Origin of the sequence: Leptolyngbya sp. FACHB-321 (assembly GCF_014695975.1) — a bacterium.
GTDB lineage: Bacteria > Cyanobacteriota > Cyanobacteriia > Leptolyngbyales > Leptolyngbyaceae > Stenomitos.
Map to the genome: position 1 here is coordinate 1 of NZ_JACJPI010000056.1, position 26344 is coordinate 26344.

The 26344-nt window shown below is 50.9% G+C and carries 18 protein-coding genes and 1 pseudogene; 8 read left to right on the plus strand and 11 right to left on the minus strand.

The window, feature by feature from the left end; translation table 11 throughout:
* The 5 genes and pseudogenes from H6F76_RS10115 to H6F76_RS10135 form a co-directional block, all read left to right on the plus strand.
* Positions 1-141, plus strand: a pseudogene (locus H6F76_RS10115) (photosystem II q(b) protein); the annotation flags it as partial.
* Between the two features lie 808 nt (positions 142-949).
* Complete coding sequence (locus tag H6F76_RS10120; protein WP_190507898.1) at positions 950-1315, plus strand: Mo-dependent nitrogenase C-terminal domain-containing protein; 366 nt, start codon at positions 950-952, stop codon at positions 1313-1315.
* Positions 1316-1453: 138 nt separating this feature from the next.
* Complete coding sequence (locus H6F76_RS10125) at positions 1454-1672, plus strand: hypothetical protein (protein ID WP_190507901.1); 219 nt, start codon at positions 1454-1456, stop codon at positions 1670-1672.
* 328 nt (positions 1673-2000) lie between these two features.
* Positions 2001-2726 (plus strand): histidine phosphatase family protein, encoded by a 726-nt coding sequence (locus H6F76_RS10130; RefSeq protein WP_242036601.1) that lies wholly within the window; start codon positions 2001-2003, stop codon positions 2724-2726.
* A 284-nt stretch (positions 2727-3010) separates the two neighbouring features.
* On the plus strand, positions 3011-3919 hold the full coding sequence (locus tag H6F76_RS10135; protein WP_190507904.1) for a hypothetical protein: 909 nt from the start codon (positions 3011-3013) through the stop codon (positions 3917-3919).
* Positions 3920-3966: 47 nt separating this feature from the next.
* On the opposite strand, the gene H6F76_RS10140 is transcribed toward H6F76_RS10135, so the two are convergent.
* Positions 3967-5706: a DUF87 domain-containing protein gene (locus tag H6F76_RS10140; RefSeq protein WP_190507913.1), complete on the minus strand. Its 1740-nt coding sequence runs from the start codon at positions 5704-5706 to the stop codon at positions 3967-3969.
* A 355-nt stretch (positions 5707-6061) separates the two neighbouring features.
* Between H6F76_RS10140 and H6F76_RS10145 the strand changes: the two genes are divergently transcribed.
* Together H6F76_RS10145 and H6F76_RS10150 are read left to right on the plus strand one after the other, a co-directional pair.
* A complete protein-coding gene (locus H6F76_RS10145) occupies positions 6062-8218 on the plus strand; it encodes a GAF domain-containing sensor histidine kinase (protein WP_190507915.1) in 2157 nt (718 codons plus the stop codon).
* A gap of 107 nt (positions 8219-8325) precedes the next feature.
* Complete coding sequence (locus H6F76_RS10150; protein ID WP_190507917.1) at positions 8326-10008, plus strand: AarF/ABC1/UbiB kinase family protein; 1683 nt, start codon at positions 8326-8328, stop codon at positions 10006-10008.
* An 83-nt stretch (positions 10009-10091) separates the two neighbouring features.
* Here the strand turns inward: H6F76_RS10150 and H6F76_RS10155 are convergent, their stop codons facing one another.
* Entirely contained in the window at positions 10092-13622 is a 3531-nt protein-coding gene (locus tag H6F76_RS10155; protein WP_190507919.1) for a DEAD/DEAH box helicase, read from the minus strand.
* Between the two features lie 825 nt (positions 13623-14447).
* On the opposite strand from H6F76_RS10155, the gene H6F76_RS10160 reads away from it, so the two are divergent.
* A complete protein-coding gene (locus H6F76_RS10160; RefSeq protein WP_190507921.1) occupies positions 14448-16598 on the plus strand; it encodes a polyribonucleotide nucleotidyltransferase in 2151 nt (716 codons plus the stop codon).
* Positions 16599-16879: 281 nt separating this feature from the next.
* On the opposite strand, the gene H6F76_RS10165 is transcribed toward H6F76_RS10160, so the two are convergent.
* The 9 genes from H6F76_RS10165 to purC form a co-directional block, all read right to left on the minus strand.
* Positions 16880-17314 carry a TIGR02588 family protein gene (locus H6F76_RS10165; RefSeq protein WP_190507923.1) on the minus strand — a complete coding sequence of 145 codons (435 nt, stop codon included), beginning with the start codon at positions 17312-17314 and terminating at the stop codon, positions 16880-16882.
* Entirely contained in the window at positions 17311-18192 is an 882-nt protein-coding gene (locus H6F76_RS10170; protein ID WP_190508014.1) for a TIGR02587 family membrane protein, read from the minus strand. Before H6F76_RS10170 ends, H6F76_RS10165 begins: the two co-directional genes overlap by 4 nt.
* 50 nt (positions 18193-18242) lie before the next feature.
* Positions 18243-18599, minus strand: a complete 357-nt coding sequence (locus tag H6F76_RS10175) for a hypothetical protein (RefSeq protein WP_242033713.1) — start codon at positions 18597-18599, stop codon at positions 18243-18245.
* 231 nt (positions 18600-18830) lie between these two features.
* Positions 18831-20198, minus strand: a complete 1368-nt coding sequence (gene lpxB / locus H6F76_RS10180) for a lipid-A-disaccharide synthase (RefSeq protein WP_242036602.1) — start codon at positions 20196-20198, stop codon at positions 18831-18833.
* Complete coding sequence (gene lpxA / locus H6F76_RS10185; RefSeq protein WP_190453003.1) at positions 20185-21018, minus strand: acyl-ACP--UDP-N-acetylglucosamine O-acyltransferase; 834 nt, start codon at positions 21016-21018, stop codon at positions 20185-20187. The genes lpxB and lpxA overlap by 14 nt, the downstream gene beginning before the upstream one ends.
* Positions 21019-21171: 153 nt before the next feature.
* A complete protein-coding gene (fabZ, locus tag H6F76_RS10190; RefSeq protein ID WP_190507925.1) occupies positions 21172-21717 on the minus strand; it encodes a 3-hydroxyacyl-ACP dehydratase FabZ in 546 nt (181 codons plus the stop codon).
* Positions 21718-21806: 89 nt separating this feature from the next.
* On the minus strand, positions 21807-22667 hold the full coding sequence (gene lpxC / locus H6F76_RS10195; protein ID WP_347276005.1) for a UDP-3-O-acyl-N-acetylglucosamine deacetylase: 861 nt from the start codon (positions 22665-22667) through the stop codon (positions 21807-21809).
* 101 nt (positions 22668-22768) lie between these two features.
* Positions 22769-25132, minus strand: a complete 2364-nt coding sequence (locus H6F76_RS10200; protein WP_190508019.1) for a BamA/TamA family outer membrane protein — start codon at positions 25130-25132, stop codon at positions 22769-22771.
* 268 nt (positions 25133-25400) lie between these two features.
* Entirely contained in the window at positions 25401-26129 is a 729-nt protein-coding gene (gene purC / locus H6F76_RS10205) for a phosphoribosylaminoimidazolesuccinocarboxamide synthase (RefSeq protein WP_190453009.1), read from the minus strand.
* Between the last annotated feature and the right edge of the window lie 215 nt (positions 26130-26344).

Genomic DNA, 26344 nt, shown 5'->3' on the forward strand with positions numbered 1-26344 from the left:
GGTACTTGGGCGGACATCTTGAACCGGGCGAACCTGGGGATGGAAGTGATGCACGAGCGGAATGCGCACAACTTCCCGTTGGACTTGGCTGCGGGTGAAGCGGCTCCGGTTGCTCTCTCGGCTCCTGCCATCAACGGTTAGTCGACTGACGACGGCTCGACTGTTCCACTGATTCAGTTGATTGATTGATTAAGCAAAGAGCGCTTCCTCACATGAGGAAGCGCTCTTTGCTTTGGGGTATTGGTTCGGTCTATAACCGTTAACCGTTCTTGTTTATAGTCCTTCCTTCAATTTTATGGCTGTTGTTAATGAGTTTAAGATAGTGAGATCAAAGGTTGTATATGAGCATTGTCCCTAGACAAAGATTTCGTTGTTTAGCTGAGCACTGATGGCGCAACCACCGTATTCTGTTCTACCTGATCACTACTGGGTAGGTATTGAATTTAATTTCACGCCTGTAGTGGCTCAGGTGGAGCTGTCTACGAGCAGTTGATTGCTCTAAGCAAAGGGTACAGAGCCTTACTGCTGACAGAAATAAGCTTTTTCGTCCTCGTGTTAACTCATACGACTCCTGCTTTGCAAAGCTCTCCTTGCTTTAGGGTCCATTGCAAGAACTGATTGCTGAATAGTGCAATTAGACTAGCTCCTTGCGCCTCAGATTTTGAAGCGGCGATCGTAGTGCTCTCATAGTCTAAAGTGCACCTTTGTTGTACTTAGTGCTGTCAACCAAGCTTGTTTGCTCAGTCGGAGTGCCTTTTACCAAGCTAGAGCAATCTACAGGTATCACTGAGAGGAATGTAAAACTGTGTAACGATCGCCCGATTCTATTAATAAAGATTGCAATCATTTGCAGCTATTGCTAGCTTGTGCATGGGTAAAGACCCACCGTTTTAATCATTATGTACAGACCCTTTTACCCCTCTCATGAACAACTCAACATAAGAGAGCTATGGTTTTGCCTTCAACTTGCTACACGACTGACCAGCCTCAAGATGCTCACTTCATGCAGCAGATGTCTACTTTGGAGCAGTCAAGAACAGGTCGATTTGCTCCGCACTTAACGTTATTACAACCACTTCGCTGCTGGTTATCTCAAATAGAGATTAGCGATCGCACCTCAGCACGAATGCTTTGCTTTTTGATTCCAGCACGGTGTCCGTTTGAGCGAACGTTTAAGCTTTTTGGGCGCACCATACTCTCCATACCGCCCCTATGTAAGCTCAACCCTTTTTATGAAGAATTTGTCGTACTACGCTTCCGCTCTTTGTCCTATCTGGCGGAGGTAGTAGGTGACGACATTTCTCGCTTTTGCTGAGCGCTCTTACGTTTATTGCTTGCTCTTATAAGAGCGTGGCTGAATCTGGAATGGCACAGCGATCGCTGAATGCCTTGGCTATTCCATGGGTTGGAATGAAGGACCCGCATGGGAAAGTAATTTTCTGAGCTAAAAACTATGTCACAGTCAAATCGATTGCAGCCGATCGCAGTCGTGACGCAGGTCATCAACGAGATGGAAGCGCAGGGTCTGCTGATGTTATTCGATCCCCAAGAACATGTAGCGAAACGTCTTACCGGCGACCTGATCGCCGCCGATGTTCTGCTAGAGGAGCACTTGATCGAGCAAGCCTTACCAGACTATCCTCTGCCCTCAGACGAACCATCCGATTCTTAGAGAGAGGAAATTGCTTCTTAGGTAGTTGTGTAAAAAGCATAGGACGGTCATACCAGGCTAAGGCTCTTCAAGCTTACAAGGCTGATAGCTAGTTAGTTAAAGTTCCTGGATAGGCTGGATAGGGCAGATGTTATGGCTGACGCTTTAAGCCCTTGCGCGATCGCCGATCAAAGTACAAACAAGTGAGGCACGATGTACAGTGCCCTATCTGTTTTTTTGCAGGACGATATTAGCAAGAACGAGGTTACAGTTAAATCCAGAGCTGTCTCAAGGCCTGCTTTAGCAATTAACCTTACTCGCTTAATAGGATCAGTTCATGCATCGAGTCATGAAGCTACTCTTTATCCGTCATGCCCAGTCTACCGGGAACCAAGAAAAACGGATGCAGGGACATGGTGACTACGCGCTTTCTAGTGACGGCAAGCAGCAAGCGGAGAAACTCGCCCATAGTCTGCTGGCAGAGGCGTGGTATCCGTCCCATGTTTACAGTAGTCCCCTTAAGCGAACAGCGGAGACAACACAGATTTTGCTGGATCACTTTCAGACAGCACCCCTGCCTGCTGCTGTCAGTGACTTGATTGACAGTGCTGAAACTGCTGACGTGCCAGATGAGCCTAGAGCGATCGCGGTTATCTACGCCGATGAACTCAAAGAATTTCAGAACGGCATTTTTCAAGGGCTTACGTGGGCAGAAGCAGTTAGCCGCTATCCCGATCTATGCCGTGCATTGGAAGCGTCTCCTGACTGGATCCAAATTCCAGGTGCTGAAACGCCCCAAGCTGCCAGAAGTCGTGCTCACCAGTTCATTCAGGCACTCTTCGAGCAGCACCAAAATGGGGATCAAATCTGGATCATTACTCATAGTTGGATTTTGCAGCATTTGGTAGCTGAGTTAATGGGATGCGATCGCTCTTGGCGGCTACGCGCAAACAATACTGCCTTATTTGAGTTTTGGATTGACCAGTCACGGTGGCATTGTTCTGATCAAAATCGCTTTAACACGGATCTCTGGCAAGTCCGGCGCTTTAATGATTGCCGTCATCTAAAAACATGAATGCCGCACTTGTGAGCCAGCACTTTGAAGCGATCGTATTTTTTAGTAACATAATCCCTGACTCCACTTAGCAAACTGATTCCCCACTATCAGCAAGGCGCTTGACAACGGCAAGATTGCGCCAGAGCGTTAAGTTTTCTATCAAAAGAATCGCTGTTTTCAATGCTTTTCGGCATTATCTGAGCCAGCGAATTGGCTCTCCTTTGGCTAAATTGGAGTATCTTGAATCAAAGGTTACTATCGCTTCCTTTTAAGGGATCGGGGTCAATTTAGAGTGTTCAACCATGACAAGCACAGTGAACGACATCGTCAAACAAGCGAATCAGGGCAGTGTTGCTGCCATTATTCAGGTTCTCAACGAAAGACTTGCTGATTCTGGCGTACGGACACGTGCTATTTTCGCAGATGGAGTGCTGCAAGTCCTTTGTGAAGCAGCGACTCCAGAACAACTAGAGCCGTCAGAGCTTATTGGGCAAGTTCGGCAAACGTTGGAGGCGATCGCTCCCCGCAACATTCGCCGCGTCAATATCAACAGCCGCATTGTACGAGAACAACAGTTGCTTTGGCTCGATGAAATTAGTCGTGATCCTGAAAATCAGCTTCTTTGGTCACAAGAAATTACGCTGAATAAAGCTAACCTTCTGCGACACCTTTTGAATGAGTGGCATCAAAACACAGCCCCTCAAAAAACAAACTTACCTACCCGCACCCGAGGACAGCAGCGCGAACAACGCCAATTTTGGCGAGGACTGGTTGGGGGCGCAAGTGCAAGCGTCTTGCTGTTGTTAGGAGGCTGGGCATTTTACAGTTGGCACGCTGCAAAACCAACGGCGATCGCAAGCCCGTCTAGCTCACAGGTAGCAGCGACACCAACTCAAACAACCCTTGCCAGTCCTACCGCTGAGCTTACACCAAAACCGCAGGACTCCTTTTTGATCGCCGTAAGAATTGCAGAGCAGGCATCAAAAGAGGGTTTGACAGCGCAATCGCCAGCACAGTGGCTCGAATTAGCAGCCCGTTGGCAGCGTGCTTCAGACCTGATGGCAAACGTGCCGAGTGGGGACGGTCGCTACGTAACAGCGCAGGATCGGGTTGTTGCGTATCGCAAAAATAAGGAAATGGCGCTTATGAAAGCAAATGAGCAGCCTGTAGAGACACCTGCTGATACGACAGCAGATCCTGTGCTCCAGTGAGCTTTGAGAAGTAGTGCTTGGTTGAATCAGGCAGACGCGATTAGGCACTACTCGATACTGACCCCACGTACAGTCTGGGATCGCGGACGGGCCGCTACTGGAGCCTGTTGAATCTGGCGATCGCGAGCATGGTGTTCCTGAAAATGCTTTTGCCACATCTCTGGCGCATTGAGCGTTTCGCCACCATGCTTTGTGAGCCGCTGCCGTACTTTGCACAGTACAGGCGTATTGACACAAGCACCCGCCACAATGATCTGCCCTTTAGTTAAGGCAGGCAGTTCTTTCAGCAAATCTCGCCCTGCTGCCTCTACACCGTACTTTAGGCTCTCCTGGTCTACAGGATTGACAATCCGCATGATGAACTGGCTCATGCACTGCGACAGCACATCTGAGTCAATTTTGCCAGGACGCTGAGTAATCAGCCCCATACCTAAACCAAACTTACGTCCTTCACTTAGGATTGTTCGCAGTACAGCCTTACAGCGTGACGGTTCATTGGCAGGTGCAAAGCGGTGCGCTTCTTCCACAATGATAAAGACGGGATAGGGCAAGAAGTTTTCGTCTTCAGGCTTAATCAATTCTCGCTGCGTGTTCATGCGTGCCTGGTTAGACTGGCGCAACACTGCTGCACAGATTACCTGCTGTTCTTCCTGGCTGATTTCATTCATTTGCAAGACGGTTACTTGCCCAGGCTCAAACAAATCCCTGGGTGCAACGGTATGTTCAAACGTATGAAAATACTGCGATCGCTCCAATCGCTCTAGCTTCCATTCCAAAGCCGGAGCTGATGAACCCGACTTCTCGTTGCCCTCTTCATCCACCTGCATATCCGCTTCACGCACCGCTGCAATCAAATCCTGAATGCCCCAGCGATGTTCTCCTTGTTTGTGGCGTTGCAGCAACCGATAGGCTTTGTTGAGAATCGACTGCTGGCGATCGCTCATATCCGGCAGCAGCGTCATAATGTCGTAGTAGTCCAGCGACGATACCCGAATCCGAATATCTTCTGGCGTGAGGATTTTTACCTTCGGCGTGTAGCCATCGCTCCCTTGAAAGGCTGGATGCCCTCGCATATCTGTAAGCGTACCGTATTCTCCATGCGGATCAAAAATCAGCACAGCAGCGCGATTATGCGGCAGCAGCAGTTCTTCAATTAGCACGCCTGCTGTATATGATTTGCCTGACCCAGTACCCGCCAGAATTGCCATGTGGGTACTGACTAGCTCCTTGACGTCTAGCGCTACAGGCACATCTGACTCCCGCAGCAGCAGCGAACCAATATGGGCTGCACCGACCTCACCTGGTTGCTTCTTATTCAGCACCCGCCGCAGCATGACATCATCTGCCAGGTAAACCTTTGCACCTGGATTAGGTGTACGACGTGGGTTCATAAACCCCAGATTTGAGTCAAAGTAGCCGACCACATCTACCGTGATCTCGTAGATTTCTGGATTGTTGTAGGTAAAACCAACGAGAGCCGCGATCGTCTCTGGACTGATTTCCGTATCCGCAAAAATACGATCAGGTAAGTGATCAATTAAACAGCGTGCCGAAATTTTGCCTAAGATCTGTAGCGCCGACTCGCGTTCTCGTTCGGGCACCACAACTTCATAGAAGACGAACTCGCCAATTTTGACCGAGCGATTGTCAGCCGTGATAAAGACATACTGGTTACCAGTTTCACCAGGTCCTTTCACCGTGCCAATGACACGTGGCGAAGCTAGTACAGTGCCCGTACTCGTCACAGTTGCTAAACGCGAATCTAGAAGCAAATTATCAGCGTTCATTCACTATCACTTAGTCACATGTTGCTTAGCTAGAGCCAAGCCTGGATACTTCTAACGGTTATAGCAGCTTCCTAATAGGTACGATCGCCACATAGCGAAGAGCAACACCAGCGGTAGAACAGATAGTGGCGATAGAAAAGCAGGAATTCACGGATTACCGTCAGCCACTAGCTAGTTTACGCTAAAGCTAACAGAAGTGACGAGCATCACCAAGTGTCGTTCCGTCCGCTGGTAATCGTTGCAACACGGTGCAGATTTTTGTCCCACTGTTGCTAGTGGTTCTACCAGTTTGGGAATCCTGAATCTAACAGGAGCAGTTCGGCAACATACAGTAGTATCGAACGGCAAAGGGGTCATGGTCGATAACGCGTACATTACAGACAACTGCGTTCTAATAGGCGATTTCCATCGTGAAACATCGGCAACCGTAGCAGAAGCAGCGCGATCGACATTAGCCGAAACCCTCAAAGTCTTGCTGCCCAAGGATGCTACAGATTTACCCTCGCAACAGACTGTAAACCTGGTGAACCTATCGCAACAACTGCTTCAAGTTGCAGCCAAGCAGGCTGGTGACAGCCAGATGTTAGCTGATATGGCTGCTTGTATTGGTAAAGCTTTTAACGCAGATGGTTGTGCGATCATCCTTTCTGACGAAACAACAGCTAAAGTTCGAGCCACTGGCTGGTTCGCAGATGCACCACTGTTACCGCTGCAACCGCTAGAAATAGCGTCTGATTACTTTGGTAACTGGCTGGCTGAAACTGCACTGATACCTTGCAATGGGATAGAGACTGTACGATCGCGTCCTGTTACAGCGCCAAGCGCAAGTAAAACCTGTAAAGTCTGGCAGTCTATTAAACAGTTGCGGACATCCTTGCCGCCTGTAAGAGCTATTGCTAGTGCAACAATGCATCTTCCAGATCATGTGCATGGAGTCATTAGTTTAATGCGATCGCGCACTCAGACCTGGAATCAATCAGAAATCGCAGGACTTCAAACCGTGTCTCATCAGGTTGCCAGCATCTTCGATCAGCTTCAATTGCAGCAGCAATTCCACAAGCAGATGCAGTACCAGCGAGTGGTTAATCAGCTTACGTTAGCCATTCACAACGCGTCTGACCTTAACGACATCCTTAAACTTGCTACAGATGACACAGCATCAGCGCTGCAAGTGAAACGCGGCATGCTCCTACGCTTAAAACACTGGGACGCTCTCTTTCGCAACCATGCTCAGGTCGAGCAACCTAAAGTAAGGGTGAATGTAGCCTACGAGTGGCTGAGCGATATACCCTTTGAGGCGACTTACCCACTGCAAGCAAGTACGGCAGCGTCGCCCTCTGTCCTTCCAACTGCTATCAATCAGTCGTTTTGGTTATCCGAGTGTGCACTTTGTCAGCAGGCGTTTGCACATCCCAGCAGCCCGTTTATCCTTAGTACCAACTCAGCAGCTCAGCCGGATGCTGTTACATTTGATGCGGAAGGAGAAGCTGCTGCCTTTAATCTAAAGTCATTGCCTGCGCTCCTGCTGATGCCATTAGAGAGCCAGGGAACCATCCTGGGGTTTCTCGTTTTTCAGCATGATCAGCCTCGCGTCTGGCAGCCAGCAGAGTTAGAACTGGTGCAACTGGTGAGTGCTCAAGTGAGTACAGCGATTATTCAAGCAGAAACCTTACGGCAAGTACAGTCACTGGTCGAAAAGCGCACGGCTGAGTTGCGCGCGAGCCTGGCGGTGCAGGCAAAGCTGTACGATCGCACCCGCCATCAGCTTGATCAACTACGACAGTTAAATCAGGCACGAGATGAATTTCTTAGCACTGTCAGCCATGAACTGAGAACACCGCTTACCAGCATGACATTGGCGATTCGGATGTTGCGGCAGATGGGTTTGTCGGCTGAACGCAGTGCGTGCTATCTGGATATTTTAGAACAGCAGTGCGCCCAGGAAACTAGCCTCATCAACGACCTGCTAGGGCTGCAAGAACTGGAGTCAAACCAGATTGCTATGAGTCCGCAAGAAATCGATTTGAAAGCATTAATTCACGACTTGACTCGGCTCTTTCAGCAAAAGTGGTCAGCAAAAGGGCTAACGTTGGAAGTCAAACTTCCCCGGCGATCACTGCGCTTATTAAGCGATCGCAACAGCCTGCGCCGCATTTTATTTGAGCTACTGACTAATGCTGGTAAATATGCTGATCAAAACAGTTGTGTTCAGCTTCATGTCGCCCTCAAAGCAGAGTCAGCTAAACATCAGTCAGCAATAAACCAGATCATTGTGACGCTTCGCAATGTTGGGCAGGGCATTGCCCCCGATGAGTTACCCCTTATCTTTGACAAATTTAAGCGCTCTCAAATTGCCACCCAAAAGGCAGTACAGGGGACAGGCTTAGGTTTAGCGCTAGTGAAATCGTTGGTGTTGCATCTCAACGGTGACATCAGCGCCTCTAGCCATCGCATTGACGATGCCCACGCGTTTGCAACGTGCTTTACGCTGACCTTACCGCAAACCCTTTGACAACCCGAAAGTGCTGTAGCCCAAAAGCCAGATCTTCAATGTTTTAAGCGGTCAGGGATTCAGAAGGGCTACCAGTCACTGAGGCTAAATGGAATATAGTCAATAGTATGCTCAAGTCTGCCGCGCCAAAATCACTCCGATGGCAACGTGCCAAACAATCGTTGTTAGCACGTCAGACAGACATCTTTTTGTCTGCGGCACGGTTGATGTGGTATTTGTGGTGGGATGACACGATCGCCCGACGCTTCCCGCAACACCGTAACCGACGCGCTCAGTGGCTGGTAGGCACGCTCCTCGATTTAGGTCCGACGTTTATTAAAATTGGGCAAGCGTTGTCAACGCGGGGCGATTTACTGCCAGCAGAGTACATTCAGGCGCTAGGACAGCTTCAAGACCGGGTGCCAGAGTTTAGTGCAGATGAGGCGATCGCGATTATTGAATCGGAGCTAGGCAGCCCGCTTTACACGCTGTATCGTGACTTTGACCGAAACCCGATCGCGGCAGCTAGCCTGGGACAGGTGCATAAAGCACGGCTGCATACAGGCGAAGATATTGTGATTAAAGTGCAGCGTCCTGGACTCGATACCCTTTTCGATCTCGATTTGAGAGTGCTGCGACGGTTGCTACGTTTTTGCCAGCGCTACCTCCCCTGGACACGGGAGTACGACCTGGAAGCAATCTACGAAGAGTTTGCGCTGGTGCTGTATCAAGAAATTGACTACGTGCAAGAAGCCATCAACGCCGATCGCTTTCGCTATAACTTTCGTGACCATGCACGTATCACTGCCCCCAAGGTGTACCCCAAATACACCACCAAAAAAGTGCTGACGATGGATTATGTGCCAGGGATTAAGATCAATGATCGCCAGAGCCTGGAGGCGATCGGCATTAACGTCAAAGAAATTAATCAACTCGGCATTTGCTCGTATCTCAAGCAGTTATTGCAGGACGGTTTCTTTCAAGCTGATCCCCATCCCGGTAATATGGCTGTCAGTCCAGATGGGTGCTTGATCTTCTACGATTTCGGCATGATGGCAGAAGTCAAGTCGATCGACAAAGATCAAATGGTACGTACCTTTTTCGCTGTGCTGCGGAAAGATACGGATCAGGTAATTCACACCCTGACAACGATGGGACTGATCGAGCCTGCCTCAGATATGGCTCCCATTCGTCGCGTAATGGGATTTGTGCTAGAGCGCTTTACCGAGAAGCCGATCGCGCTTCAAGAGTTTAGCCAGGTAAAGCAAGAAGTGTCGGCGCTGTTTGCCCAACAGCCCTTTCGCTTGCCTGCCAAGATGACTTTTATCCTCAAGGCACTGACCACCTTAGATGGGGTTGCCCGCGACCTTGACCCTAACTACAGCTTGATGGAATCTGCCAAGCCTTTTGTCAAAAGCATTACGATCGCCAAGGGGCAGAGTAGTGGCATTGGTCTTGGTGAATTGACGAAGCAAGCCCGTGAATACATTACCTACAAACTCCGTCAGCCAAGTCCAACTGAGCGTCTGATTCAACGACTGGAAGAACGACTGGAGCAGGGAGAAGTAGAGCTACGATCGCGATCGCTCGAAACCGATCGTGCCATCAAAACCATTAACCTTGCTTTGAAAAGTCTGACCTATGCCTGCTTGACTGGCTTTTTACTGCTCTCTGGAGCGGTTCTCTTGGTCGGCGCATATAAAGTCTGGGCGTTTGCTGCCTTTGGACTGGCAGGTTTAGGCACACTGTTTTTAATCCGCTCTCTCATTGCTCTGACCATTCGAGAACGTATCGATCGACTAGTCAAGTAGCCCCCACGCGAGTGCCTCTAGGAGTTTATTAAAAGCGACACTTTTTTAGAGCAGCCTGACAGTATTGCAGCGTGTGGTGTGCCTTATTCATTATCGATAATGGCACTACGATCAAGCAGCAACAAGTCTCTCAAGCTATCGGTATCTAACTCTGTAAGCCAGTTTTCGCCTGCGCCGATGACGTTTTCTGCTAATGCCTTTTTGCTTTCGATCAGTTCATGCACCTTCTCTTCAAGGGTGCCATTGCAAACAAACTTGTGTACCTGGACATTCTTCGTTTGCCCAATGCGGAAGACGCGATCGGTTGCTTGATTTTCGACCGCAGGATTCCACCAGCGATCGAAGTGGAAAACGTGATTGGCGCGAGTCAGGTTTAAGCCGACACCGCCTGCTTTCAACGACAGGATGAAGATGCGCGGTCCTTGCGGATCATGCTGAAAGCGATCGACCATTTCCTCGCGCTGCTTCTTAGACGTGCTGCCATAGAGAAACAACGTTTCGCGTCCCAATTGGCGCTCTAAATGGGCTTTTAGCAGCTTGCCCCATTCTGCAAACTGCGTGAAGATGAGGGCGCGATCGCCTTCTGCTACCACTTCTTCGATCATTTCTTCTAACCTCTGGAGCTTACCAGAGCGGGTGAGAAAGGCTGAAGTATTAAGGCTCAAGGCTAAACTACTATCACTGCTTTTATCCTTTATCCTTGAGCCTTTATCTTTGTTTCCTCCACCTGTATCCTTTCCTCCGTCTTCTTCCTTAAGAAAAAGTGCTGGATGATTGCAAATTTGCTTTAGCTTCACTAGCAGTGCCAGAATGATCCCTTTGCGTTGGATGCCTTCGGCAGCTTCGATTTCTGCGAGGGAGCGATCGACAGTGTGCTGGTAGAGGGAAGCTTGCTCAGACGAAAGCCCACAGAAGACGGTCATCTCCTGCTTATCGGGTAAGTCTTGAATGATGTCGCGATCGGTCTTAAGACGACGGAGCAGAAAGGGTTGAACGAGCGATCGCAGGGTTTGCAGAGAGGCAGTATCGCCGTAGCGTTCGATCGGGGTCGCAAAACGACGCTGAAAGAAATTTTTGGGTCCCAGGTAGCCAGGATTGAGGAAATCCAGAATTGACCACAGTTCAGACAGACGATTTTCGACTGGGGTACCTGTCAGCGCAATGCGAAACTGAGCGTCAAGCTGTCGCACTGCCTGCGATTGTTTTGCCTCGGGGTTTTTGATATTTTGCGCTTCGTCCAGCACGATGCCCTGCCACGCAATCGGCTGCAAATCCTTGATATCGCGCGAAACCAATGCATAGCTAGTGATGACGAGATCTTTACCCTGCACAGCTTTGGCAAAGGACTTGCCTTGTGGTCGTTTATCACCGTGGTACAAGAAGGCTGTCAACGTGGGACCAAACTTCTTCACCTCGCGCTCCCAGTTGCCCAGCACAGACGTTGGACAAACGAGCAGCGTGGGATGCTCTAGAGTTTTCTGCTCTTTGAGGTGTAGTAAAAAGGCAATGAGCTGAATGGTTTTGCCCAAACCCATGTCGTCGGCAAGGCAGGCACCCAAGCCCCACTGCTCCAGAAAAGCTAGCCAGCCAACGCCGCGCGATTGGTAGGGACGCAGGACACCGCGAAAGTTTTTCGGTGTGGGCAGTGCCTCAATTTGCCGATTGCCGCTGAGGGTAGTGATGAGTTCTTGTAAGGGACCGGATGCCTCGAAGCTAACGACAGGCAGTTTTTCGATCGTCTGAGTATCGCCCGTGCTAATCCGTAGCGCATCTTCAAGCGAAAGCGCGGTCTGGTCTTTGCGGCTGGCAAAAAAGGTCTGGGCAGCGCGAATGTCTTGGGGACGCAGCTCGACCCATTCACCATTAATCTCGACTAGTGGTGCATTAAGGGCAACCAGGCGATCGAACTCCGCCTTGGAAAGACTTTGTCCGCCAATAGACAACTCCCACCGAAAGTTGAGCAGGCTTTGCAAACCCAGCCGCACCTGTCCTTTGTTGAGCTTTGCCGACTGTGCCTGAATCTTCAAACCCAGCCGACTTGCCCAGCCACCCTGATTGACCAAACTTGGTGGCAGCACAACGCCCAGCCCGCTATCTTGTAAGCGCCACGCGGTTGCCTTGATAAATTCGTATGCCTGCAGTGCCGTCAGCGAACAGAACTGAGGGCGTGGGTCTTGCAAGCTGGGTTCGATCGGTGGATAAAGGCGAGACGCAAGCCCTAAACCCATCAGTAGGGTTTCTTGTGGTCGATCGATCGATCGACCACGATAGTGCAACTGCTCCACGGGATTCCCCCAAATGGTGGGGGCTGTCACCAGCAACGTCTCGTCATCTGCCGCCTGTAAAAAATATTCCAACCGCCACTGATTCTGCCCAGATTCGGGCGGGTGCAAGTAGAGACAGGCACGAAACAGATTTTGCTGCACGCCCTGAAGCTGCAAGGGGGCAGTCCAGTTTGCCAATGCGGTCTCCAGAGAATCTAATCCAGCTGCGTTCTCGGCTACGGACACGATCTTCGCTTCTTCCCCCAATGCCTGTAGCCACGATCGCACTGACCCAGACAGCATTTTTTCTGTGGAGGTTGGCAACGGGTGACGTTGAGCCAAAAGCCTGACCTGGGCATCAAGAGTGCTGCTAAGAAAGGCATGGATGAGGCCCTGAGGCGGCGTAGGGAGTGGGAGGACGAGTGGGGAGTGAGGCGTGGAGAGTGGAGCGTGAGAAGATTGCATGACTCCTTCTTGTTCCCTTTGCGTCCCTACTCCCCCATTTTTTGCTTCTTGCTCATACAGCCGACAGACGACGGGCATTCGATCAACAAACTGCTTCCATCGCACCTGATCGACCGCACTATCCAACAACGGCTGCCACCGTGCCCAAGCGAGACTCCTGCCGTTCTCCTCTCTCTTCTCCAGCCCAGGCAAAAATTTCGATCGTGCCAGCAAGTCCAAACTCCAGCGGGCGGCATGAGACCAAAAGCGAAGATCACCACCAATAAAGGAATCATCCGCATCGACAGTGCCCAATGGCAAAGCATTGAGGAAGGCGAAGGCTGCGATCGGATCAAGGCAAAGCCCCTCAACGCGCCAGGGATAGAGAAAGCGATCGCGGCTTGGGTCACTCTCTACAACAGCAGAGAGCTGCGGCACGATCGCGCCTGCTGGTAACTCTAGGGCATCATCCGCAACCCAGGATGGCAACGCCAGTGTATGGCTTTGCCATACTCCAGGTAGGGTAGTAATGGGGTCAGCTACGAGCGTAGTCGTGCTTTGACTAGAGCGCGATCGCTTTGCTTTGGCAACCGTCAGCTCCGGCACTGCCGCTGACTCCAACAGTGGGGCTGGGAGACGCAGATGATTGGCTTGTTGCCGCGATCGCAGCAGCGCTAGCAGTTCAGCGGGAGCTATCGCGAAGGGATGAGGTTGGATCGTCGCCTCTAATGCAGAGAAACCAGGGGCATAGGGCATCTCAGGCGTAATTCTGCGCCAAACCTCGCCCCAAAGAAACAGGTAGCCACGAGACAAAGCGGCACGATCGATGGGAGCCTGCCCTACCCCTGCTTGCGCCGGGGTTTCTGCTTGAGAATGAACAAACCAACTACCGTGTAAAATTGCCATGCGCGTTAGAGAAATTCAGTCTGCGCTGAAAAGAGTTGAACGTAAGAAAGCGTTGCAAAAGTTAGTGCGGTGATGTTATGGCGATCGAGAAAGACGATAAGAACTCTGAGAAAAAAAGCAGGTATATGACTGTACTGAGGCAATACATTACTAGCTTTTAACGTTGTGCATCATCATGCAGACAGTCTTACAACTTGACCCAAGCGAACTAGTAGAGTGGTTAGCATTACCGCTGTAAGCACTGCCTTCAAAACATGTAGTAAGAGGCAATGTTGCAGAGCTTTAACCTAACGCAACTGCCTTAAAAGCAAAGAGAAGCACGCTGATTAACAGTTTCTAACGAAGAGTACATTCTTCACTCGCAGCACCTTTTGACTCCAGAAGTGATGCCCTATGCGATCGTTTAACACACCTCTTTGCTACACATTTCATTACAAAACTAGCCAAGTGTAGAGAGTCAGAGCGCGAAAACCTCAACGGTAAACAAACTCCTGAAAGTTTGCAATTCCAGGTTTAACCGTCGCGATCGCCTCTGCATCATCCACACATTGTACAACCTGAAACCGAAGGTCAGAGTCCTAATAGTGCGTCAGGTTGTCTTGTTTCCGCGTAGCGCATCTAATACAGATCCTGATGCTGAAGCGCTGACTGCTTCTGGCTTTTCACTTCTATTTCTGCATCTCTGCTGAAGCGCTTTTTCAAACTTTTTTAACATTTTGAATCGCTCACTTTTGACGATCGCTTGTATTCAAGTCCGTATCTGAATATCAATGCTACGATTGCGAAAGAAAACAAAAAGAGTGACAAAGAAGGATAGCACAAGGCATGAAAGAGTTTGAAAAGTCGATATCCTTTGATGGTAGGGATATTCGACTAAAGGTTGGTTTACTCGCTCCACAGGCAGGAGGAACCGTCCTCATTGAATCAGAAGACACTGCCGTTTTGGTAACTGCAACCCGTGCTGCTGGACGAGAAGGTATTGACTTCCTCCCGCTGCTGGTCGACTACGAAGAACGTTTGTATGCGGCTGGACGAATTCCTGGCGGCTTTTTGCGGCGTGAGGGTCGTCCGCCTGAGCGTGCAACACTAACGAGCCGTTTGATTGACCGTCCCTTACGTCCTCTGTTTCCCAGTTGGCTACGGGATGATATTCAGGTCGTAGCGACCACAATGTCAATGGACGATCGCGTACCGCCCGATGTACTGGCTGTAACAGGCGCATCGATCGCCGTACTGCTAGCAAAGCTACCCTTTAATGGTCCGATGGCAGCCGTGCGCGTTGGCTTGGTCGGCGATGATTTTGTCATTAACCCCACCTTCAGCGAAATCGAATCGGGTGATCTGGATCTAGTGGTCGCAGGCACACCGGAAGGCGTGATCATGGTGGAAGCGGGAGCAAACCAGTTACCCGAGCAAGACATCATTGAAGCAATCGACTTTGGCTATGAAGCCGTGCGCGATTTGATTCAGGCACAGTTAGATTTGTTAAAAGAACTGGGCATTGAGCAGGTCAAAGAAGCGCCGCCTGAAGTTGATTTGACGCTAGAAAATTTCATTAAAGAGCGCGTTACTCAACCTGTGAAAGAAGTGCTCGGTCGCTTTGAAAAAGATAAGCCTGTTCGCGATGCTGCGCTGGACGAAATTAAGGCAACCGTAGTAGCTGCGATCGCCGAACTGCCTGACGAAGATCCAGTAAAACTGGCTTCCGCAAAAGCGCCCAAAGCGTTGAGCAACACATTCAAAGAAGTTACCAAAACCCTCATGCGTCGTCAGGTGATTGAAGACAGCATTCGGGTCGATGGTCGCAAACTGGATGAAGTGCGTCCGATCTCCTGCCGGGTTGGTGTGCTACCGCCGCGTGTACATGGCAGTGGCTTGTTCAATCGGGGGCTAACGCAGGTGTTGTCTGTAGTCACCCTGGGTACTCCCGGCGACGCTCAGGAAATGGATGACCTCCATCCTGATGAGAAAAAACGCTACCTGCACCACTACAACTTCCCGCCCTATTCTGTCGGTGAAACGCGACCCATGCGTACCCCCGGTCGTCGTGAAGTGGGTCATGGTGCCCTGGCAGAACGTGCGCTGATTCCCGTTTTGCCTAAAAAAGAAGATTTTCCTTACGTCCTGCGGGTTGTCTCTGAAGTACTGTCGTCCAACGGCTCTACGTCAATGGGTTCGGTGTCTGGCTCCACGCTGGCGCTCATGGATGCGGGCGTTCCCATTACCAAACCTGTCAGTGGTGCGGCAATGGGTTTGATCAAAGAAGGCGACGAAATCCGCATCCTGACGGATATTCAGGGGATTGAAGACTTCCTCGGCGACATGGACTTCAAGGTGGCAGGTACAGATACAGGCATCACGGCGCTTCAGCTTGATATGAAGCTCAACGGTCTGCCGTTAGCGATTATTGCGCAAGCAATCAATGAAGCTAAACCAGCCCGTCTGCACATCCTGTCGAAGATGCTAGAAGCGATTAACCAGCCGCGTACTGAGATGTCGCTGTTTGCACCCCGCTTGCTAACCATCAAAATTGACCCTGAGATGATCGGTATGATCATCGGTCCCGGTGGTAAAACCATCAAAGGTATTACTGAAGAAACGGGAGCCAAAATCGACATTGAAGACACAGGCGTTGTCACGATTTCGTCGATCGATGGCGAATCGGCGAAGAAAGCACGTAGCATCATCCAGGGTATGACGCGCAAGCTCAACCAGGGCGATGTGTATATCGGTAAAGTGACCCGTGTGATTCCGATCGGTGCCTTTGTGGAGTTCCTACCTGGCAAAGAAGGTATGATTCACATCTCGCAACTAGCAGACTATCGCGTCGGCAAGGTAGAGGATGAAGTGAATCTCGGTGATGAAGTGATTGTCAAGGTACGCGAAATTGACAACCGGGGACGTGTAAACCTGACACGTCTAGGCATTCACCCCGATGAAGCAGCAGCAGCACGTGAAGCAGCGGCTGTAGTCTAGGAGATCGTTGTTGGTGGGTTGTGATTAGACAAGCCTAATTAAAAGACTCCCTTTAGTAGAGACGTTCCACTGGAACGTCTCTACTGTTGTTTTGGAGCGAAATGCGATACTCCCTGCAATATAGAGGCTAGAGCAGGTGGCAACCTGACCTTACCTGATCATGGCTGAATCACTATGCTGAATCGTTATTAAACGAGTTTCAAACTGCTTGCAATAATCTTGAACTGAGCCATCCCTATAAGCGAAAGTGAGGACACGATCGCGGGGCGATTCTTCAGCCTTCAAGGTAGCTTATAGCTAGCAACTCGTAGCGACAGTTGCCCTTGCCTGGGATCACGGCTGAAGATGAACGCCCCTTCCGCTTCCTCTTTGCTAGATAGAAAGTCGATTTCTAAAGTGCCTGTTTCCACGATCGTGCCACCGATACGTAGCTCTGCCAGTACGTGTACTGATTCTGCTGTATCACCACCGCTATTGGTGACTGTAATCGGCACGTAAAATTGCCCTTTGGCAGCACGAATTGGTTCAGTGTTGAGGACAGAGAGAAGCGGTGGTTGTTGCTGTTGTTCATCCAGCCAGGTATAGCCCACTAGCCCTACAACAGTTGCCAGGAGTAAGGACGCGATACCAAAGGTAATCAGCTCGGCACGCGAGCGCGGTTGCGGCTGGTTAGGTTGCGGTTTGTTAGGGGCAGAAGCTTGAGAAGGCTGACTCATAAGGTTAGCCTGCCAGCAGCGCCACCAATAGTGGCTGGTAGACCCAGCAGCAATGTTTGCTCTAACCACATTGTCCAAGGGTCACTCAACGTCAGGCGCTCAAAAAACCATAGCATGATCACGGCTGCAACCAATGACACCAGATAAGACATTACAGTCTCACTTAAGGGTTGTTGAAAAATACCTTGCTGCTGCCGCCGTTTACGCTGATCGGAAAAGCCTGCTTCAAACACGATGCCATAAGAAATGAGCAGCGATGCCACGATTATACTTAGCAGCCACGGTGCTGAAACAGCCGCAGCTACCATCGGAATCTCGTCGGTAGGCGAGATGTTAAACCCGATGACGATCGCACCAATGAGCGTTGCACCGATATCAGCCAGGGTCGCGTTGAGTGAACCCGCTGCCTCCGTTTTTAACTGCGAGCGATCATCAGGCGGCGGCTCCGCCTCACGGGTATCCCCCAAAAAGTGACCCGCCAATGCAACCCCTAGAGCAAAGGGCACCGACTCAAAGATTACCTTGCCAAGCGCCTCGCGCAGGGATGTGTCAAAGGTCAGCTCTCGCAGTAGCAGTAGCACCAGCGCCGCGCAGAGCAAGCCGATCGCCATTGCCTCTACAGTGTCCATAAACGCTTCATAGGGGCGAGACCGTCTCGTTCTGCGAAAGCCTTCAGTGCGGTTAAGCCAAAAAACGGCAATGAAGGTACCCGCGATCGCCATCATGATTCTAGGTGGTTGAGCCGTAGAGCCAACCCACCAAACCTCCATCGTGTAAAGCAACGGAATGCCAAACAAGAAGCCACCGCACGCTCCTCGCACAATATCGTTCAGCTCAGTTGCCCAGGCTGAACGGTGTCGTTTTTTCATTAGAACCATCATTCGCCTCTCTTTCACTCAGATGGCTGAAGCAGCCATCTGCTACTAATCTACGAGTGATTGACTGACAGAAGTTGATGGTTGAGAAAAATGACTAATTCTTCTACTGTAGTGAAATTTTCAGGGTTGAAGCGATCGCTTAAATCAATGTCGAAACTGGCTAAAAAGTCTTCAGTGAACGATGTTTCCCAGTCAAACCAACAAACAAGCGGCAGATAAAGATCTTCATTTAGACGGTCATGCGGACGGACTCTGGCAAACTCTAATCCTGAATACGTTTGCATCTGAGTGTAAACAAAAGCAACGAGCGAGTGGTTAACACCTTGAGGTCGCCAAAATTGCTCAAACCACTGCTCGACAGTAAGGGTCGGACGATCGCGCAAGTACCGATTGACCCGTTGTCGCATACGCAAGTCAGGTCTGAGATCCGAGTAAGACCTTAAGTCAGCGAAAATGTTTCTGAGCCGTCGCCACATGCTGTCTAACGTTGCCAAACTTTCCTTCAGTATTCCCACCTGTTTGGGGATATCTCAGGTTCGGCAAACTTGACCTGTCACCGCATGTTTCAAATGCTACCAATCGTTTGACTCCAGGCACAAAGCACCAACGATTGCTGCTAACAAAAGGACTGCCAAGCGCTAGTTTTCTTCCTTCACAGCCGTATCACTGGCTGCAACCAGATTGAGGATCTCTTCAGCAGCACGATCGCAGACACCGACCGAGCCAAGCGCCAGACGCATCGACTGATAGCCTTCTAGCATTGCCTGACGGCGATCGGTATCCAGCAAGAGTGCCAGTGAAGCCTGAGCAAGATTTTCGGGGGTTGCCTGATCTTGCAAAAATTCAGGCACGATCGGCTTCATCTCCACCAGATTTGGCGGTGAGACAAAGGGCACTGAGAATTTGAGGACACGGTCTAAGATCCAGCCTGTCACTGAATTAACTTTATACATCACGACCTGAGGCACGTTCAGCAGCGCAATTTCTAGATTCACCGTGCCCGATTTCGTGATGGCTAAATCTGCCGCCGCGATCGCTTGAAGGGTGAGCGACGTAGCTGCCGAATCGCTAGACGCTGCCTGCGGTTCAGCTAAAACGGTTGCCTGCAAGCCGTAGCGCTGAATAGCTTGTTCGATACGGGCACGATATTTCGTGAGCGCCAGAGGAATTAAGAAATGAACGTGGGGCAGCTTTGCCTGAAGCTGCTGTGCGGCTGCAAACATGACAGGCATGAGATACTTTAGCTCTTGCTGACGAGAGGCAGGCAGCAGCACGATCGTCAGTTGGTCAGCTGAAATGCCTAGTGCTAAGCGGGCGCGATCGCGATCCAGGGCTTCCTGCATCCGGTCAAGCAGTGGATGACCGACCCAGGCGACTTGCCCACCCTTACTCTGGAAATAGCTAGCTTCACCAGGAAAAATTGCCAGAATGCGCTGCGTCGCTTTGACGACCAAATCGGACCGAAAGAGCTTCACACCCCATGACCATTGATCGCCCCACACCCACTCTTGCGGCGCGATGTAATAGACGATTGGCACATCTGGAAACCGTTCTGGAAAATATTCACAGAACGCCAGGTTAGGACCCATGTAGTCAATGAGCACAATTAGATCGGGCGGGTATTGCTGCAAATATTGTTTTGCCTGACGCTGCACCTGCAAGGTTGGCAAAACAAAGGGCAGCGACTCAAAAATGCCCATCGATCCGATCGCGCTAGTACGCGCCAGCAGCTTAGCTCCTGCTGCTTCCATACGATCGCCGCCCATCGCTAATAGCTCAAGGGTTAGCCCCCGTTTTGTCGCCTGACGTTGCAGCGCCTGAACCAATAGCGAACCCTGAAGATCGCCGGACACCTCACCGGTGCTAATGAAAAGGCGTACGGGGCGAGGAGAGTGTTGAGTTAAGGGGTCTGACTGAGAAAGCGTGTTGGGTGCCTGAAGCGCGTTGGGTGCCTGAATCGTTGCGTTTCCACATTCTTTGTCTCTATCCGGTTCAATCATCATCATCACCTGAAGTTCCTACCCGCTTACCAGACGTAGGACCTCGTCGCCCTGCTTGCTGAGACAACCGTAAAAAGTGCTGGAGGTGGTGCACGTGTTCGTCATAAGGTAGCATTTCCAGCTTTTCTAGCGCCTCGTTGAGCGAGAGACCAGAACGATAGAGAATGCGGAAGGCTTGCTTGAGAGCCTGATAGGGTTTCCCATCCACGGCATCAGCAAAACCGGCCCGTTTGAGACCGACCCGATTTAGCGATCGCACCCGTGCAGGGTTTCCTTCAACCGCCATGTAAGGCGGCACATCTCGAACAATGCGGCTCATCCCACCAACCATGGCGTAGCGCCCAATATGAACAAACTGATGGACGCCGAAAACCCCACTTAAACGCGCTCTCGACTCGATATGAACGTAGCCTGATAGCGCCACAGCGTTAGAAATCACCACCTGGTTTTCGATGACGCAGTTGTGCCCAACATGGACATACGCCATCAGTAAATTACCATTGCCAATCAACGTTGTTTCGTTGGCATAGGTGGGGCGGTTAATGGTGACATACTCGCGGATGTAGTTGTCGTCGCCAATTTTTACCAATCCTTCGGAGCCATCATATTTGAGGTCTTGTGGCTCTGAGCCGATGGTAGCGCTTGGAAAGATGCGCGTTCTGGCACCGATTTCCGTCCAACCGTCGAGTACAGCATGAGGACCGATTGTGGTGTCTGGACCAACCTTGACCCGCCCTCCAATCACGGCATATGCACCAACCTGCACCGTTGGATGCAGGTCAGCACCAGGATGAATCACAGCCGTTGGATGAATTAGGGTTGCCATAGAGGTATCAGCGATCAGGAATGAGGTAAAAGCGTTTGTACGTTATGTTTTGAAAACTGCTGTCTGTGCAATCGCCAAGACAACAAGTATGAAAGCTACTTGAGCGCATCAGACAAATTGTAGAGGCATTGATCCGCCAAACCCAAAACGCTTTTAGTCGACGAGAGCAAATTTGAGTTCGCCCTCAGCCACCAGTCGCCCGTCTACTTCAGCCCGTCCTTGCATCGCTCCAAAACGACGACGCTTGACTGACAAAAGTTCCACAGTCATCACAAGCTGATCGCCTGGTACGACGGGCTGACGAAACCGTACTTTATCAATGCCTGCAAACATAAAAAGCCCTCCCTGGACATCTGCCATCTGCGTTAGGACGATGCCGCCAACTTGTGCCATGGCTTCTACAATCAGTACACCCGGCATGATGGGTCTACCGGGGAAATGCCCTTGAAAGTGTGGTTCGTTGAAAGTAACGTTTTTGATACCAACGGCAAGTTTTCCAGGTACATACCGAATGATGCGATCGACTAGAGAAAACGGATACCGATGAGGCAGAAGCTTCTGGATTTCTTCAACTGGGATATGCACGTCTGTGTTGAGGTGAGAAGTCTCAGACTCCAGGCGATCAGTTTCAGCTTGAGTTTGAGTGCTGACATGGCTAGAAGCACTGCCGGAAGTATTGACATCAGTGAAGATCGACATGAGTTTAGAGCTTCGATAGAGGTGCGGGAGGGTTAGAAAAATGAGGCGCTGCTAGTAGTCTGGCTAGGAGTTTTGGCAGACTAGCGGTACTAGACTTTAATCATTGAGTGGAGCGATCGCGCAAGTTGAGTATGGAGCTGATGACTAGCCTTGTATGCCAGAAAATGAGCAACGGGAATAGTTCCCAGTAGGCTCAGATCTCCTATTAAGTCTAAGAGCTTATGGCGCACTGGCTCATTTAGAAAGCGCAAGGGTGGGTTCAGCCAGCCCTCTGCACCACAAACAAGTGCATTCTCCAGGCTACCGCCTTTAATGAGTCCGCGATCACGGAGTGCCTCAATTTGGTGTGCTAACCCAAAGGTGCGGGCAGGTGCGATTTCAGTTGCAAACGTTGCGGCAATAGCCATCGACGCATCTGTATGTGCCTCAGCAGTAGGAGACCAACTGTGCCACTGGTTGCCGATCGCAGGCAGGTCAAAGGCAATGCCGTAGGTAAACCGCAGTTCACTAGACGGACGTGCAATTACAAAGGCATCACCATCTTGCACACAGAGCGGCTCCTGTAGTATCCAGCTATAACGAGGTTCTCTCTGAGCGACCATACCAACCTGGGCGATCGCGTCTGCCCACTCTTTAGCTGATCCATCCAACAGCGGCACCTCTGGTCCATCGATTTCGATACGGGCATTGTCTACGCCCATTGCTGTCAGAGCTGCTAGCAGGTGTTCTACTGTCCGCACATCCGCCTCTCCATGTGCCAGCTCGGTTGAGAGCATGGTCTGTCGCACGGTTGCTATCTGTGCCGACACTTCTGGAGCATGCGGCTTGTCTACCCGCGCAAAATAGCGCCCTCGCCCAGTGGGGGCAGGCAGTACTCGTACCCGTACTGATAGCCCTGTATGTAGCCCTACGCCCGATCGAGTAAATTCGCTTCGCAGAGTTTGTTGCAGCGCATCCCCTGTGGTCTGAGAACCGCTGCTAAGAGGCGATGGGGCACCATCTCTATGCAGGACATCACCCGTTGCGGCTTGAGGCTTAACGTCTAGCTCCATCAGAAACGTTCTCCGATGCCAAAGTGAAACTGCGAATCGCCGCTGTCGTTGAGACCATAGTCAATCCGAATGGGACCTAGTGGCGACTGAATTCTAAGACCAAGACCGTAACCAACACCCTGACCTGGTTTACCCCGTACCCCTGCTGGATTACCGATCACATCATCCCCAGAGCCAAAATCTGTTGCGGCATCAACAAATAGCGCACCAGAGATCACTGAGAAGACGGGGAAGCGGTATTCGACTGTTGCTTGAAGAAAGGTCTTTGCGCTCCCCAAATCGCCTTCATCAAACCCACGGACAGAATTACTGCCGCCCAATGCGAACGCTTCATAGGGTGGCAAATCGCCTAGCACAGTGCCCCCTTGAATGTTAAAAGCAAAGGCTTGCGGGCAATCAGCCGGTCTAGATTTGAGATCTTGACATCCCTTAGTAAGCCGAAGGATGCGTGTTGGTACGTAGAAGCTATAGCTACCACGTAGACGATTAAAGAAAATGTTTCCGGTGCCGATCGGAATAGACTGCTCTGTACCGATACGTAGTAGCGATCCTGCGGTAGGGCGCAGTAGATCGTTACGTCGATCGCGCACTACCCCAAACTGCACGGTAAAAAGATCGTCTTTACCTGTCCCGCTAAAGCTCAGACTATTGCCCAGTTCATCAAAGGGGCTGAGGTCGCCGTCACGGTCATTAATGCGAACGCGCTGATACTGCAAGCCGAGAGAAGCAGCCCACTCCGATCGCACATAAGGGTTGCCATTCAGCGGACGCGAGAAGCTAATGCCTCCCCCTGTTCGCACGACTCTGGGTGTGTCACCATCGGGCAAATTGATATCGGGTTCGCCGCCATCAAAGATGAGCGAGATCGTTTGTCGCCGGAAGAGGTTGACCGTGTAAGAGGTACGAAACGGGTCGCCTGCAATCCAGGGGTCGGTAAAGTTCAGGTCAAACAGCAATTCCCGCTGCCCGATTTGCACCTCAGCGCCCAGTTTTTGGTTGTTGCCACCCAAATTCTGTTGCTGGTAGCTAACCGTACCAAAGAGTCCGCTAGCAGAGCTGATCCCAGCACCCGCCGCGATCGAGCCTGAGTTTTTCTCGACTACATTTGCGACCACAACGACCTTACGGGGGTCTTGCCCAGGAGAGAGCGATAGCTTCACGTCATCGAAAATGCCTAAACCAAACACCCGTTGCAGATCACGCTCAACGATTGTGCGGTTAAAAATTTGTCCTGGCTTGAGCTGAAACTCGCGGGTGACAATAAAGTCGCGGGTGCGTCCTCGGATAGGGTTGCCCTTGTCATCCTGATCCTCACCATCCTTATTGGTAAAGCGCACCTGAATGTTCTCAACGACCCCTTCAGCCACCTGAAGGGTCACAACACCCTCAGGGGAAACTTGTGGTGAGTCAACCACCTGAGCCAGCACGTAGCCGTTATCCTGATACCACTTGTTAACCTTTTTGATGCCTTCTTGCAGCTCTACCAAATTCAAGACTTTGCCGTACTGACCGCCAAACGCATCCGCAATTACCGGCTCTGGCAAAAGTGTACTGCCGTCTAGCTGCACCCTTTGCAAGACAGGGTTAAGCTGCACTTCAAACGTGACCCGTACACCTAACGGTGTATCCGTGGGTACTGCACGCACGTTAGAGAAGTAGCCTGTGCCAAAGATCGCGTTAATGTCTTCTTGCAGCAGCGTTCGAGTGGTTGTGCGCCCTGGCTGAGTACGAATAACTCGATAGACTTCCTCTTGGATGGCTCCTTCCGCGCCTTCTACAACCACCTCGCCCACCAGTACTCGTGGCTCTTCTTCTGGAGCTGCTGTGGAAGGATCTGGGGTCGGCGTTGCTGGAGCAGTTGGTGCTGCCGGAGTGCCGGGTACTTCTGGAGCTGTAGGAGTTGTCTGTGGAGCCGTAGGAGTTGTCTCTGGAGCTGTAGGAGTTGCTTCTGGAGCAGGCGTAGAGGGAGATGGGGCTGGTTCTGGAATTGATGGTGGAACGGTTGTCGGTGTCGAAGGAAGCGTACCATCTGGGGTAATTTGAATGCGATCGGGCGTCTCTTGCCCCGGACCTTGCTGTGCGATCGCGGGTGAGGTGGCGGGCGATCGCTGACCGGCTGTCGCTGGTTTGATTGCTGCCGGAGCCGCAAGCCCACGTAATAGGTCTGCCTGATTCACCGCCACAACAGGCACTGCTGCCGTCTTACTCGTCGTTTTCGCTATTGAAGTACTGCCTAATGGGATGGCGGAAGCCGCTTTTGCTTGTACAGGAGTCAGGTTTGCAGTCTGCCCCCTTGCCGCATCAGACAAACCCAACGTTGCTGTAGCAGCAAGAAACGCCACCAGCACTGGAGATAAACGCATATTGTTCAGATTAGTTGACACGTCCACACACCATGCCCTGTCTAAAGCAGGACCCACGAAACAGCACTAACATAACGAAATCAAATCCAGGCGAACTTAAGCTGGATGGGCTTAAGCCTGGTGAAATTTAAAGCACTGGCCAAACTGTGAAATTTTACCGCATTGATTGGCATCAAGACTCAGGTTACTGTAATGAGTTCCGAAAATGAGGTAAAAACTGTCACTAGGGTCAGCGATCGCTGCACGATCGCCACTGCCATAACGCCGACTACAGCGTTTGCTGCAAGACACGCTCCATCACTTGCCGATACGCCAGCGCTACATCGCCTAAATCATGCCGAAAGCGGTCTTTATCCATTACTCGCTGCGTCGGGTCAGCCTCACCTTGATTCCACAGGCGGCAGGTATCAGGGCTAATTTCATCTGCCAAGATAATTTTTTGGTGATGGTCTAGCCCAAACTCGAGTTTGAAGTCGACCAGGGTAATACCGCACTGTAAAAAGAAAGACTTCAAAAAGTCGTTGATTTGAAGCGCCATTGTCCGTAGCTGATCGACTTGTTCTGGGGTAGCTAATGCCAGTAGCAGCAGGCGATCGCGTGTTAGCAAGGGGTCACCAAGGGCATCGTTTTTGTAGTAAAACTCTACTAGCGGTTGTTGCAGCACCAGCCCCAAGCTCAGTCCTGTCTGCTGACACAGGCTGCCCGCTGCAATGTTCCTAACCACCACTTCTACAGGCAAAATTTGCACCGCCCGCACTCGCATTTCATTGGCACTAGGCTGATCAATAAAGTGAGTTGCGATACCGTTCGCTTCAAGCTGCTGAAACAAATGGCTAGCGATCGCACAATTAAAAGCACCTTTGCCTTCAATACTGCCGCGCTTCTGAGCATTAAATGCTGTGGCATCATCCTTGAAGTAGGTCAGCAGCACCTGCGGATCATCAGTAGCATAGAGGATTTTAGCTTTGCCTTCGTAGAGCTTTTGACGGACAGTCATGAAGAAATGAGTTTGTGGATTAGGATGTTACTCGATATAACAGCAAACATTTGATTCAGCGAGGAGCAGTCACTGTTAGATCGATCCAACCATTGTAGCCCCCCTGATGCAATCCTCTTATCCTTGCTTTAACTGCGGCAGCATAGCATTGGCTGAGGCAGTATGGAGTTGAGTTGGTAAGACGCATGATTTGCATTTGCATGGTGCATTGCTTG

What these genes read in the sequence shown, in the direction of transcription:
- fabZ (WP_190507925.1), bottom strand. Translation starts at nt 21,717, where the DNA reads ATGTCGATCTTCACTGATGTCAATACTTCCGGCAGTGCTTCTAGCCAT.
- lpxA (WP_190453003.1), bottom strand. Translation starts at nt 21,018, where the DNA reads ATGGCAACCCTAATTCATCCAACGGCTGTGATTCATCCTGGTGCTGAC.
- H6F76_RS10130 (WP_242036601.1), top strand. Translation starts at nt 2,001, where the DNA reads ATGAAGCTACTCTTTATCCGTCATGCCCAGTCTACCGGGAACCAAGAA.
- H6F76_RS10125 (WP_190507901.1), top strand. Translation starts at nt 1,454, where the DNA reads ATGTCACAGTCAAATCGATTGCAGCCGATCGCAGTCGTGACGCAGGTC.
- H6F76_RS10140 (WP_190507913.1), bottom strand. Translation starts at nt 5,706, where the DNA reads ATGAACGCTGATAATTTGCTTCTAGATTCGCGTTTAGCAACTGTGACG.
- H6F76_RS10165 (WP_190507923.1), bottom strand. Translation starts at nt 17,314, where the DNA reads ATGAGTCAGCCTTCTCAAGCTTCTGCCCCTAACAAACCGCAACCTAAC.
- lpxB (WP_242036602.1), bottom strand. Translation starts at nt 20,198, where the DNA reads ATGATGATGATTGAACCGGATAGAGACAAAGAATGTGGAAACGCAACG.
- H6F76_RS10145 (WP_190507915.1), top strand. Translation starts at nt 6,062, where the DNA reads ATGGTCGATAACGCGTACATTACAGACAACTGCGTTCTAATAGGCGAT.
- H6F76_RS10135 (WP_190507904.1), top strand. Translation starts at nt 3,011, where the DNA reads ATGACAAGCACAGTGAACGACATCGTCAAACAAGCGAATCAGGGCAGT.
- H6F76_RS10155 (WP_190507919.1), bottom strand. Translation starts at nt 13,622, where the DNA reads ATGGCAATTTTACACGGTAGTTGGTTTGTTCATTCTCAAGCAGAAACC.
- H6F76_RS10160 (WP_190507921.1), top strand. Translation starts at nt 14,448, where the DNA reads ATGAAAGAGTTTGAAAAGTCGATATCCTTTGATGGTAGGGATATTCGA.
- H6F76_RS10170 (WP_190508014.1), bottom strand. Translation starts at nt 18,192, where the DNA reads ATGGTTCTAATGAAAAAACGACACCGTTCAGCCTGGGCAACTGAGCTG.
- purC (WP_190453009.1), bottom strand. Translation starts at nt 26,129, where the DNA reads ATGACTGTCCGTCAAAAGCTCTACGAAGGCAAAGCTAAAATCCTCTAT.
- H6F76_RS10150 (WP_190507917.1), top strand. Translation starts at nt 8,326, where the DNA reads ATGCTCAAGTCTGCCGCGCCAAAATCACTCCGATGGCAACGTGCCAAA.
- H6F76_RS10175 (WP_242033713.1), bottom strand. Translation starts at nt 18,599, where the DNA reads ATGCGACAACGGGTCAATCGGTACTTGCGCGATCGTCCGACCCTTACT.
- H6F76_RS10120 (WP_190507898.1), top strand. Translation starts at nt 950, where the DNA reads ATGGTTTTGCCTTCAACTTGCTACACGACTGACCAGCCTCAAGATGCT.
- H6F76_RS10200 (WP_190508019.1), bottom strand. Translation starts at nt 25,132, where the DNA reads ATGCGTTTATCTCCAGTGCTGGTGGCGTTTCTTGCTGCTACAGCAACG.